Source organism: Domibacillus mangrovi (assembly GCF_001906925.1).
In the GTDB taxonomy this organism is placed as follows: Bacteria; Bacillota; Bacilli; order Bacillales; family Domibacillaceae; genus Domibacillus; species Domibacillus mangrovi.
The window spans coordinates 286,917-299,669 of sequence record NZ_MRWQ01000004.1 but is presented as its reverse complement, the minus strand read 5'-3'; the positions used below and the strand labels follow the sequence as shown (position 1 = coordinate 299,669).

Here is a 12,753-nt window from a genome sequence, read left to right as displayed (position 1 = left end):
TAACAATTATTCATACGATATTCACATTTTTTCAGATTATTTAGGTAATATTTATTTTTGTTTTTTTCGTGATATACTGGTAAAAATAACAATTCATTTGGTGGAAGGTGGTTTAATTTGAGAAGATTTGTCAAGATCGGATTAATCGTTATTCTTTTCGTTGCAGTAATCGGAGGCGGAACATTGTACTATTTCACAAAGGTGAAAACATATGATGTAGCTGATGAAAAAGTGGATGACATTATTGATTCGCCTTATTCCATTGCTTATCCTGAGGGGACACCGATCCCAGAAGGTGCGCAAAAAGATAAAAAGGGTCTTGTTATTGTCGATAAAGACGGCAACTTTCTATTAGAAAATGGAGCTGTTATGAATTCTGATGAATGGTTTGCTTCGCCGGAATATGCGGCTGCCGCGTCAACAGAGACAGGCGGTACAAATAATGGCGGGTCGAGTTCTAAGCCCGTTTCCTCTAACGGAGACACTGGCAGTACAGGTAACGGTTCGAGTGATGGAGGGTCTGGTTCAGGATCGAACGGTCATACAGGCGGTACGGACGAAGCACCTTCTGCAATGACTGTTGATGCGATTAAAGCCCGTTATAATTCTTCATTTCAAAGTTTAGAAGGCCAAGTAGATTCACAGCTCGCTTCATTAATTAGCCAAGCGAAAGGCGAATACGTCCAGAAAAAAGCAGCTGGCGAAACGATTAATCCCGCTTACTTTTATCAAAAATACAACGGTGCCGCTGCGAACGTTGAATCTAAAACAGATGCAGCCTTTAACTCGTTATACTCTGGCTTAACAAGTGAGCTAAAAGCAAATGGCTTCAGTGATTCTCATGCGAAGCAATATAAGGCAGACTATGAAGCAATGAAAGAAAGCCGCCGCAGTGAGTTGCTTAGCAAAGTAACCGGACTATAAAAAAAAGTAGCCATCCTTTGATCGGGATGGCTGCTTTTTGGATGTTCGGGTTATGGAACGATTGGTTCGTTACTCCGTTTCCAAACAATTATTTTACGAGGACACCGTTAGCATCTTTCAATGCAGTCTGGTTGTCTTTTACTTCTACCGTTGGGGCAGATGCCGGTGACGCGGCAAGATTGAATTGAACTTGTTTCGCGTTGCCGTTTACCGTTGTCATGTTTTGTGCTTCTGCTTCTGTGCCGTTAACTTTCACATTAAAGACTGTGTTCGCGTCAATCGCATCGTTGTCGAATGCTACGTTTTCAGAGAATGTCACAACCACTGCTGTGCCGACTGTTTTCACATCTGTCATAACAGCTGGTGTGTTGTCTTTCACTGTAACAACAAAGTTTGCCGATGTCATGACGTTGCCCGCTTTGTCTGCTGCGCCGGACACGTTCAATACAGCCGGTGCGCCGCTTGTTTGGTCACCGATGTTGATTGCCCCTTCAGGAAGCTCAATCATCACCACTTTTTTCGATGCATCTGTGAAATAGATGTCTGTTTTAGCCGGCAATGCTTGTCCATCCAAACGGTAGTTTGACAGGGCAAGTGCAGAGGTTGTCACTTCTTCGCTGAACGTCACTGTAAATGTGTTTGTACCTGCAGTTGCAACAGATGCTGTCGGTTTGTCCGTATCTGTGCTTGTCGATTCGCCAACCGTGAACGTATCTGTGATCACGCCTGCTTTATTTCCATGAACATCCGTAAAGTAGTTCGCCGGGAATGATACAGTGTACGTGCCCGCGCTCATAGCCGCGTCCCCACCCACAATGTCTACTGTGTATGTCTTTTGATCATCAGACAAGCTGACCGCTTTCGCTGCAAACTTTACGCCGTCCGCATTGCGGATGTCGATCGCAGATGAAGCACCCACTGGTGTAACAGCTTCATCAAATGTGAACGTCATTGCTGTGTTGCCTTCTGTTAAATCAGAAGAAGCAAGAACTGGTGCCTGTGTATCTTTGACAAATGTGAGTGTTGTTGAAAACAGGTCATTTTTCAAACCAGATGCATCGGTCATTGCTTCTTTTTGTATATACAGCGTAAATGTTTCGCTCGTGGACTCTTCACCGAAGAGATCACCCGCTACTGTCAATGTATATGTTTTGCCGTTCACATCAGATGTGTCTTTGATAAGTTTTACAGCCTTCTGCTCAGCGCCCTGCTGCAATGTCGCATCTACCTCGGTTTGTGTAATCGCTTCGCTCAGCGTAATTTTCGCTGTGTTTTGACCAGTTACTTGCACGTTTGTCACATGCGGTTTATTTGTATCTACTGTTGGAGCGGAGACAGAACCGTTATACAAGTCCATTTCGTTCGCATTATCCGCCGTGTCTTTCGCGCCTGCTACATAAACCGATGCGGAAGCGCCTGTGTCAAGCGAGCTTGTAATCTCCACTTTTGTTTTATCCGAAGCATTCAATGTTACCGCGTCTGCCGCGATTGGTGTACCGTCAATCCGGACAACCGATGGCGCCGCGCTCAATTCTTCTGAGAATGTAAGCGTAATAACACCATTTGCGTACGCCGTATCCGTTACAACTGGTTTCACTGTATCTTCATATGTAAAGACCGATGTGTATTTCGCCGTTTGGACGGCTTTATCTGCTTTCGTCGCAACCGGATTGACAACGAGCACACCATCTTTTACTTCAGTGCCACCGTTGAATGTAAGCAAGACTGTTTTTTCATCTTCAGACAAGACTGCTTTTGACGCCTGTGTATTGTTTAATGTGTAAAGAGAAGCTGTATTTGCCGCACCTTTATCCACTTCTATGTTGAATGTTACCGCCATTTGTTTTGCGTTTACGGATTCCACTTTTGCTACAGCTGGAGCTGTAACTTCTTCAGGTGTCGCTAAACGGTAAAGGAAGAGAGCAAATTCTCCACGTGTGACGGAATCGGTTGTACCAAATTTCGTTTCCGTTTTACCAAATGTCACTTTGTTGTCCACAAGTGCTGCAACGGCTTCGTCATAACGATCCGATACATCTGTAAAGGCTAAGTTTGCTTTGTTGCCTTCCAAGTCATATGCTCTAGCAATAATAAGCGCCATTTCGCCGCGTGTAATGTCTTGTGCCGCGCCGAATGATGTCTCTGTTTTTCCGTTAATGATACCTTTTTCTTTCAATGCGTTGACATACGGTACCGCACGTTCCGGCAAATCTGTAAAGCCAGAATCTTTCGCACCCTCTGTATCTAGTTTTAGTGCTTTGGCAATCATAACTGCCGCATCTACACGTTTAATCGTTAAATCCGTGCCGAATTTTGTTTCGCTGATTCCGTTTGTAGTGTTGTTGTCAACTAAATAGTCGACTGCTTCTTTATAACGGTCTGAAACATCCGTAAAAGATGATGCCGCGAACGCCGGAGTGACAGCTGTTGCTACAAGCGTTGCTGTTGCCGCTGCCGCAACGAATTTACGGTATGATTTTGATTGATAAGCCATTTATCTAATTCCTCCAAAGTGAATAATAATTGTCAATTACTCTATTATTCTCCCATAGACTAGATGGTCTCTACAAATACCAAAAGACACAAACTGCCCTCCTACATTTACCCTACTGAAATCCTTCAAAATCCTCCATAGGTTACTTTTACTAATTGTCAGAAAACATCCGCGTTAAACTTTGTGCAAATTGTCTATCATCTTCTTTCCGCCGCTTCTTCGGCCCTTTTAAACGGCCGCCTGCCTGCCGAATCTTTTTCGCGGTATGACGGCTTAATAAAAGCTGATCAATATTTCCCGGGGTATATTCCCTGCCGTTTTGGTCGATCGCGAAACCTTGTTTAGCGAGAACCATCGCCGCCAGTCCGTAATCTTGCGTCACGACAATATCCCCTTTTTGGACACGGTTCACGAGAACGAAATCGACCGCGTCCATTCCTTTTGAGACGATAATGGTTTCCGCTCCAGGGCGTGACATTTCATGCGCTGTATCGCAAATTAAGACGACAGATAGGCCGAACTTTTTCGCTGTTTCACACGCAATGTCAACAACCGGACATCCGTCTGCATCAATTAATAGTTTTGTCAAATTAAATCGCCTCTTTCTTTCTAACTTCATCGTTTTTTTCCAAAAGTCTAGTTTTTTGGCAGTACTCTTATGATATAGTAGAAGAAAATAATGGTAAAGGAGAATAACCATGAAGAAAAAAAGGCGTATTTTTCCTATTGTTATGTCCGTCCTTTTCGCAGCCTCACTGTTCATAACACCGGCAGAAGCTGCTTCGTTTTCTGATGTCTATCCAAGTGAAAGAGCTTATACAGCCATTGAAGAAATGACCGCACGAGAGGTGATCTCTGGATTTCCTGACGGTACATTCAGACAAAATGAATCCGTTACCCGAGCTCAGAGCGCGATTTTCGTTGGCCGCATGATGAACATCACACCGAACACTGACATTGAATCTACTTTCACCGATATTTCACCGAACCAGAAGGCCTATCCGTATATTGCAGAACTCACCAGCCAGAGCATTTTTTCTATGAATGATCGATTTTATCCGGATCGGCCATTAACACGCGCTGAGATGGCGATTATTCTTGTGAAAGCGTTCAACTTGCAAGGAGCCATTGACACACCCTTTTCAGATGTACCTGATCGTTTGAAAGCGGCTCCGTACATTCACGCGCTCGCTGCATCGGGCATCACATCAGGGATAGGGAACAATCTTTACGACCCTGATGGCATCGTAACACGGGGTCAGATGGCTATTTTCATGTCTAATATTGTGCAGTTTCAACAGCCTGGTACAGAACCGGAAGCACCTACTAAACCATCCTATAACATTGATCCAACTTTCAAATCAAATGCCACTGAACAGCAAATTTTCCTTCTTGTGAATCAGGAACGGATCAATGCGGGTGTGAACACTCTTAAGCTTGCAAATGATCTTTCTTATGTAGCACGCGTGAAGTCAAAAGATATGCGGGATCATGATTACTTCGATCATACTTCGCCTGCATATGGATCACCGTTTCAGATGATGAAGGACTTCGGTCTTGATTATATGTCTGCCGGTGAAAATATCGCAGCCGGACAAGATACGGCCGTACATGTCATGAACAGCTGGATGAACAGCCCGGGCCACCGTCAAAATATACTGAACCCTGATTTTATTGAAATCGGGATTGGTTATGTAGAAGGCGGCGACTACGGTTCGTATTTCACACAAATGTTTATGACGAGATGATAGTAAACAAGGTGGCTGCCCCATTCAGAAATTCTATGAATGGGACAGCCACCCTTACGTAGAAATATTGATTTTATTTGAAGAAACTTAGGAAATGGGCCCTTGTTTATTTTCGCGCCCACTCTTCAGTTTAGCTACTTCATCAATCGTGACATCTGTCAGATTGGCGATTTCTTCTACACTTATGCCTTTGCTCAACATAGCGTTCACGATCTCTGCTTTTCCTTTTTCTATACCTTTCTCTATACCTTTCTCTATACCTTTTTCTATACCTTTTTCCATGCCTTTTTTCATACCCTCTTCAATGCCTTTTTCCATACCTTCTTTCAATGAAGCTTCCATTCGAAGTTCCGCTTCTCGCTGAGCGGCAAGTTCGTCCATGACCACTTTCATACGTGATTCGTATTGCTGCTGCTTTTCTTGGTCAGCACTTAGTTCTTTCCAATTATGCATCGCTTCATTCAAAACCGGGTCGCTCATCGCAATCTCCTCCAGTTTTTTTAAGATATCTTTGTATACTTCATTATTTTTTCGATCGACTGTCCCAAGTAGCAAAAGCCATCTTGCGAGGACATCATCACTGGGATTTAATTGTTTATCACGCCAACTTTTCAATAGTTTAGGCATCTCAACAAAATGCATTTCCATTAAATCCGTTAACAGAAATTTCTCATCTTCTTCAAGCAGACAAAATTGTGAATGAAATCGATTCGTTTCCTTTTTCAGCAAATTAAAATTTAGAATGTTGATGACAATGACCGGCTGAAGCTCTGTATAGCCTTTTCCTGCTTTCATCGACTTTCTATAGAGCGTTGCCCAATAGTACAGTGACCGCTTGATCATATCGTACTTGTTCGTGAACTGAATCTCAATGTTAACGCGCTCATTTCGATTCGTTCTGGCTAAAATATCAAGCCTTGCCTGTTTATCGCCTTCGTGTTCAGGTAGAATTTCAATATTTTCAAACGAAATGTCCAAAATTCTGTCTTCATCACTGCGCTTCAGCAAAGCATTTAAGAAAATAATCGTAATATGCTTATTCTCTTCCCGACCGAATAACTGCTTAAAAGCAAAGTCCACCTTCAGATCCATCAATCGATCTAGCTGCTGTTTCGTTTGCATATACATGATCACCTGTCTTTCTTCATTATACCATCGGCTTTGACGCAAAAAGAGTATAAAACCGGGGTATCGTCAATTAAAATAAACAAGTGGTTTTATAAGAGTATTATACTTCAAAAGGAACGTATTTTCGCATTTTTTACAAAAACTTAATAATGAATTTACCTTTTTCGAAGACTACGGTTCATATTTTACACAAATGTTTGTGACAAGATGAAACAAACCCGCCTTGCAGCAAATGATATGCTTCCCCTTTACGTAGACAGATTAAAAAATAAAAATCTGGCTACTTATGGGGGAATATTTTTATGTCCAAAAGATCTTACTATATGGTTTATTGATAATGAACCAATGGAATCTTTTTGGGGAACACTGAAATGTGAGAAATATTATTTACATAAATATAAGACATTTGAGGAACTTTCTCTTGCGATAGAGGAGTACATCCATTTTTATAATCATGATAGATACCAAAAACGATTAAACGGCCTTAGCCCTATGGAATATAGAACTAAAGCCGCTTAAATCATTTTTATTATATCTACTGTCTACTTGACGGGGTGCAGTTCAACATATGGCAGGTTGCTTTTTAGTAGAAGTATAAATATTCTGTTGCGACATAAGCTGTCCGGCCGTTATAAGAGACCTCTGCCCAGCCGTTTGATATTGTGCCATAAACGTAGAACTCATACCCTCTATTGACCTGGCCGATCACTTTCCCATTTTTGCTCGCTGTAGCCCGTACGTTCAAGTTATTCGCGTCCGCATACGCATATCCCCCATACGAATAGTAGGTGGATTCCTGTGCTTCTTTTTTCAGATAGCTTGATGCCACATATGCGTATCGGCCATTATACATGATTTTGGACCAGCCGCCTGGCTCCGTTCCGTGTATGTATACGGTTGCTCCTTTTTTCAATGAGCCAATTATTTTGGCTTTCGGGCTCGGATTTGCTCTTATATTTAGGCTTGGGGATGCGGTGACCGTTGCTTTCTCGCCCCCTGAATTGCTTGGGCTTGATGAAGAAGAAACATTCGGCGTTAAATAACCTGATGCCACATACCCCGCTTTGTTGTTGTATTTGATTTTGGACCAGCCGCCAGGTTCTGTATTGTACACGTACACGACTGCCCCATTTTTAAGAGAACCAACTACTTTTGCTCTCGGGCTCGGGTTTTCACGCACATTTAATGTTGTTTTAACGTTTACTGTGTGGTGTCCGGTGCTTGCCTCCGCCTTCTTTGCAGGAACGAGTGTAATGAGTAAAAGAAAAGCCATCAACCCTATTAAAATTTTTCTCATAGCCTATCCTCCTAATTCCTATCATTTGTATTTATTCCAATATATATCATAATTGTATGATAGTAAATATAATTGGTAGCATCGCACATTTTTTACACAAAAAAATACCTTGCCCGTAAGCAAGATATAAAGTCCTTATTGGTTATAAATCGTCAGAAACTCCTTGTTTCCTTCTTGCTCTGCAAGATCTCTCGGCGTATCGCCATACATGTCTTCTTGATCTGGGTCAGCTCCATATGTCACCAGTAACTTTGCCATTTTAGTATCACCATAATCATAAGCAAGAAATAAAGGGGTGTAGCCGGTTGAATCTTCACTGTTTGGATCGGCCCCTTCCTTTAATAACTGTTCAGCCATTTCATCGTTCAAATTGTAAATTGAGTAATGGAGCGCGGTTGATCCTTCACTGTCTTGTTCATCAATGGCAGCACCACTAGCCAAAAGCTGTGCCACTTTTTCCGTGTCACCAATAGAAGCCGCATCCATTAAATCAGTGTAGTTGGTTACTTCACTTTCAATGTCATCGTACGTCATTTCTTCATCTAATGTCATCAGCGAAGCAAATAAATCAGATGATTCCATTTTCGTCATGGCATACGTAAATCCTGCTGCGATTCCACCATACAACAGGCCTATCACAAGGAAAAGTACGGTAACGCCGCCGATCATCTTTCTTTTATTCGTTTGATAGGTGGGCGTATCAGCCATTCTCATAAATTGGCCAACATGCTGAATGCGCTTTGGCAAATTCGGATGGGTAGACCACTTTTCGCTCAGCCAGACGAACGGATTGGACTCTTGCTGAATTTGCTGCAAGTAGGCATCTTCATTCACTTCACGGTAAAGGACTTTGCCAATGCCTAAAATCGTTAAGGCATTTTTTGATGCTTGTCCATCATTCGTGTAATAAGCAGCGTGCCGGTCACATGTGTATTCAGCAGCACGCGAGTACGCTTCGCTAAGAAATGGCACCCACATCGCCGGCAGGATCAGCCAGTTTTTCCAGATGTGACGGCGTTTCACATGTGCCAGTTCGTGGGCAATGATAAAATCTAGTTCTTGATTGCCTTTTTGACGGGCGAGTTCGAACACTTCCGAGTAAAGAACGACGACATTTCGGCCAAAGAAACGAGTCGCAAACGCATTGAGCGCACCGCCTGACTGCAAAATGAATACATCCGGCACACGGGGTAATCTCATGTCAGATGATAGCGTTTGAATGCGCTCATACACATCTGGAAACTGCTGCTCACTTACCCTCACTCCATTGCCGCGAATCGAACCAATTGAGACAGCGTGGAAAAATAAAGAGATGAGAAAAATAGCTATAATAATAGGAAGAATGATGATCGAAAACGCAACGGCAATATACAGCCCAATGCTAACTAGACAGCATAAAATAAAATAAATCGTTTCTTTCGGATAAACTAAGTTTCTATTGTCCAAAAATATCCTCCTCTTCAAGTGATTTGGTCAACCTACAACATACGACAAATTTTTACAATCGTCAAGGCTCTTTCCACATAGGAATGACAGAGGAAGATACTTTGGATTCGCACACATCTGCCCCTATTCACATACAATAAATCAGCCCGGCCAACCCGCTCTGATTCTCTTACTGACACAGCAAGTAAAGTTCGCATTGGATGAATCTTTTCCATTCTTGTCACGTATAGAAGAGTATAAAGGAGGTGATTACACATGTACTACAGTAAATTGCGGGCAAAAGCACGCGAGTCTTTGAAAGGCAACTGGCTGATTGCGATTGGATTGTTCGTCCTGACGACGATTATTTTCACATTGCCTGATTTCATTTTCAATCCGAATGAATATGATTTCTCATGGAGAGATGTAGCTGTGATTCTGACTACTTGGCTGCTCACTCCGATCACAGTTGGATTAACTTGGGCGTGGATTGATATGTCACGCGGGAAAAGTATAAGTTTTGGCCATTTGGTCCATCCGTTTCAAACGATTTTCGCTAAAACAATTTTCGTTTCGTTCTTACAAGGACTATTCCTTCTATTATGGACATTGCTATTCATTGTTCCTGGTATCATTAAATCATTCTCATACATGATGACGTTTTACATTTTACGCGACCGTCCGGAGCTGTCACCGCTAGAGGTGATTACAGAATCACGCAAAATGATGAATGGCCACAAAGGAGAAGCCTTCGTTCTTGGGCTGACGTTCATCGGCTGGCTCTTGCTTGGGGTCGTCACACTCGGCATTGGTTTTCTCTGGATCGTTCCATATATTAGTGTCACATTCGCCCATTTTTACGATACGATTCGTGAAGAATATGAAGCGAAGCACGCATAATGCTCTGCATGCACACAAGAAAACAGTCCGGCTCAAGCCGGACTGTTTTCTTCATTAGTTAAGCTTTTAAATTTTTAAATACATTCACCGCAAACGTGATAATGGCAAGAACCGTCAACGTTGCTCCCGTCGCTACACTCGCAGTCAGCACCGTGCTTTCTCCAAACGCGAGAAGCAAATACAAGGCAATCATCATAATCGGAAGACCGATGTTATGAAGCCAGAAATGTGTTTTTGCCAGACCGTTCGAAACAAGCGCCGGGAATAAATGATATAAAATACCGATAAGGGTCAGCGCCGTCCAGCCGACAAGATTGATGTGCACGTGAACACCCGTAAGCTGATAATCATGAGCGATGGACATGTAATAACCGAGCAGTACACCAATGACTAAATACACAACAGAAATCTTAATCAACTTAACACCCACATAACTCCCCTCTTCCTGTAAAGTAGTAATAGTACCTTGTATAAACCTATGCGCAATATGAAAATAAATACTTCCTGCTGATTGATTATTTCCTCACCATGAAAAACGAAAAATCCTTCCATTGATTTCTCCTATAGAAGGATAGAAATGATAGTTAAATGGGCCTGCCCTTTTTCTTCGCTTGATGGTTATGGCTTCTGTCTGATTAAACTAGGATCTACATTTGTATAGAAATCCCTCTCTATTCTCATCACGAAAAAACAGAGAGTCTTTTTGACTCTCTGCCTCTCATCATTCATTTTTAGTTCGTAAGCACGACTGGAACCGTGATAACATATTCCGTTTTAATCTTTTCTGGTAGTGGAGGAGTATACACTCCTGTTAACGTGACTTCACCCGAGCGTGTCTTTCCTGTCATGACTTGTACACCATCGATGAACAGATCGTTGCCTGGACCATTCCATGAAATATTCGCGTTAATAGCGTCGTTAAAGTTATGTTTTACACTCCATGTGAAATCTTGAGGAAATAATTGGTTTCCTTGCGCATCTTCCAATAGTACTCCAAAGAAACTTATGAATCGTCCTAGACTATTCCAATTGTCTACAGTTTCAGTAAGCTGTGAGTAAGACCATGTCTTCGTAAATGTTCCTGTTGTTTTACCACCTGGGAATATAATATCTCCTTGTGCTGATGTAATGACAAATCCACTTCCGTTAACTTCTAATTGTTCACCAGGCTGAACAATCAACTTATTGATCACCGTATTTTTATTTCCAACAAGCATTGTTGTCTCGTCTATTGTCACCCTCTCATACACACCTTCTAATATAACAGGCTGTGTTGTAGCAACAGTAATATTTACTTGATTAATACCATCATTAGATTGATCATTTATTTTCGTGTCACCGTTCACAAACATTCGTACCGGAGACGTACTGGATATGATAAGTTCATTTGTCAAAAAGGCATTTAAATAAACCGCGCCCGTTGAACCTCCACTTAATACAGTTGTTTTTGGAGCAGTGACCTGATCGAGAACCGCTGTGCCATCCTGCCCAACATCAATTGTCAAGTCACCGACAATATCAATACCGTTCAATCTGGCAGTGATATCATCACCCGTACCTACTAGGACTTCTCCTTTTAGCTCAAACTGACTACTACTCCCATTGATCGTGACATCACGCTCAATTTTAAGCGAAGTAGCTAAACTAATATCACCTAAAAGCGTAATCTCAGCAATTTTATCGTTTGCCAATGCCATTAGTAATTCATTCTCATTTTTAACGCTGACAGAGTTGTCCGCTACTGCATATGTGATGCCTAATGAATCAAGCTGGCTGACTGGAATTTGTCTTAAGATCGATTCCAATACCTCTTGATCTTGCATCAAATCATATAACGTCACTGTTTGGCCAAAGTTTTTTTGTTCAAACTCCGGAATATAATCATTAATAAGAAACTCGTCAGCACTGCTATCAACGGCTTTTAATTTAAATTTTCTTTCTTCAAGAAACTTTCCATATGCATCAAACGCTCTTAATTTAAACTCATCTGAAGGTTGACCACCTGGCAATGCCGCTAGTCCAGCTTGTCCCATCGTAAATCCGCTAATATCTTTTCGATAGATTAAATCGCGGCTGTATTCGTCTTCGTCATCGAAAGTTGCTTTTAAACGTGATACTTGATCAGTTGTGACAATATCAATATTCGTTAAAGATGGATCTTTTCTCCTTTTATCGTTTTCGGGATCTTTGGTTATATCTTCATCTTCAATCGGATGATCTGGAACGAGCTGCTGAAGATGAATCGTCTCAATCGCTTGAATGAAAATGTCGGGCACGTGCACTGACACATCTCTTGGTGCATTTTGCTTGAATATATTTTCATTAATGATATCTGCTTGTGTATCAAGGAACGTTGATTTCAAACCTGGAAGCAACTCGTAGCTTTTAAACGGAATGCGGTATTCTTCAAGTTGATCAAAACGCAATGTATCTTTATCGATCACGAGTTCAAGGTCTTCAAATCTTTTAAAATCAAAATAATCAAGATTTTCAAAACGAACAATCAACTTATTATTTTGAGGAATAGCAACACTTTTTACAATATTTAATCGTTCTTTTCCCCCTTTAGCAACAACATAAAGAGGATTGCCTGCAAGAACACTTCTAGTGAAAATTTGACTGGCTGAGGCTGTAATATCTTTATCAAACGTAATGACTAGTTGATTGATCGAACTAATTTCATTGAATTTAAAGTATTCACTATCTTTATCAAACGTATATTCATATGGCTTTCCCGCTGCATTTACGTTAAAAGAAACCGAGATGATTCCCCCAATTGCTAGCAGAAAGACCAATGTGATTTTCCAGATTACATTCATGTTCGGCCTCCTGATTTG

The 12,753-nt window shown here is 41.6% G+C and carries 10 protein-coding genes and 1 pseudogene; 4 read left to right on the top strand and 7 right to left on the bottom strand.

What is annotated here, in order from left to right; all coding sequences use genetic code 11:
• The first annotated feature begins 117 nt into the window (after window positions 1-117).
• A complete protein-coding gene (locus BLL40_RS04955; protein WP_073710803.1) occupies window positions 118-924 on the top strand; it encodes a hypothetical protein in 807 nt (268 codons plus the stop codon).
• An 88-nt stretch (window positions 925-1,012) separates the two neighbouring features.
• On the opposite strand, the gene BLL40_RS04950 is transcribed toward BLL40_RS04955, so the two are convergent.
• A complete protein-coding gene (locus BLL40_RS04950) occupies window positions 1,013-3,418 on the bottom strand; it encodes an S-layer homology domain-containing protein (protein ID WP_073710802.1) in 2,406 nt (801 codons plus the stop codon).
• Window positions 3,419-3,569: 151 nt separating this feature from the next.
• Window positions 3,570-4,007, bottom strand: a complete 438-nt coding sequence (locus BLL40_RS04945; protein ID WP_073710801.1) for a YaiI/YqxD family protein — start codon at window positions 4,005-4,007, stop codon at window positions 3,570-3,572.
• Between the two features lie 109 nt (window positions 4,008-4,116).
• On the opposite strand from BLL40_RS04945, the gene BLL40_RS04940 reads away from it, so the two are divergent.
• The gene (locus BLL40_RS04940; protein ID WP_073710800.1) at window positions 4,117-5,166 is read left to right on the top strand and encodes an S-layer homology domain-containing protein; all 1,050 of its coding nucleotides are present in this window, start codon (window positions 4,117-4,119) and stop codon (window positions 5,164-5,166) included.
• 87 nt (window positions 5,167-5,253) lie between these two features.
• Here the strand turns inward: BLL40_RS04940 and BLL40_RS04935 are convergent, their stop codons facing one another.
• Window positions 5,254-6,288 carry an Rpn family recombination-promoting nuclease/putative transposase gene (locus BLL40_RS04935; protein ID WP_245797889.1) on the bottom strand — a complete coding sequence of 345 codons (1,035 nt, stop codon included), beginning with the start codon at window positions 6,286-6,288 and terminating at the stop codon, window positions 5,254-5,256.
• A gap of 336 nt (window positions 6,289-6,624) precedes the next feature.
• Here BLL40_RS04935 and BLL40_RS04930 point away from each other — a divergent pair.
• A pseudogene (locus tag BLL40_RS04930) lies at window positions 6,625-6,813 on the top strand (IS3 family transposase); the annotation flags it as partial.
• Between the two features lie 64 nt (window positions 6,814-6,877).
• On the opposite strand, the gene BLL40_RS04925 reads toward BLL40_RS04930, so the two are convergent.
• A complete protein-coding gene (locus BLL40_RS04925) occupies window positions 6,878-7,591 on the bottom strand; it encodes an SH3 domain-containing protein (RefSeq protein WP_073710798.1) in 714 nt (237 codons plus the stop codon).
• A gap of 135 nt (window positions 7,592-7,726) precedes the next feature.
• The gene (locus BLL40_RS04920; RefSeq protein WP_073710797.1) at window positions 7,727-9,037 is read right to left on the bottom strand and encodes a M48 family metallopeptidase; all 1,311 of its coding nucleotides are present in this window, start codon (window positions 9,035-9,037) and stop codon (window positions 7,727-7,729) included.
• Between the two features lie 255 nt (window positions 9,038-9,292).
• Here BLL40_RS04920 and BLL40_RS04915 point away from each other — a divergent pair, with 255 nt between their 5' ends.
• A complete protein-coding gene (locus BLL40_RS04915; protein WP_073710796.1) occupies window positions 9,293-9,916 on the top strand; it encodes a DUF975 family protein in 624 nt (207 codons plus the stop codon).
• 58 nt (window positions 9,917-9,974) lie between these two features.
• On the opposite strand, the gene BLL40_RS04910 is transcribed toward BLL40_RS04915, so the two are convergent.
• Together BLL40_RS04910 and BLL40_RS04905 are read right to left on the bottom strand one after the other, a co-directional pair.
• Window positions 9,975-10,346, bottom strand: a complete 372-nt coding sequence (locus BLL40_RS04910; RefSeq protein ID WP_073710795.1) for a cytochrome-c oxidase — start codon at window positions 10,344-10,346, stop codon at window positions 9,975-9,977.
• A 301-nt stretch (window positions 10,347-10,647) separates the two neighbouring features.
• Window positions 10,648-12,735, bottom strand: coding sequence for a hypothetical protein (locus BLL40_RS04905; RefSeq protein WP_073710794.1), 2,088 nt, complete (start codon window positions 12,733-12,735; stop codon window positions 10,648-10,650).
• Between the last annotated feature and the right edge of the window lie 18 nt (window positions 12,736-12,753).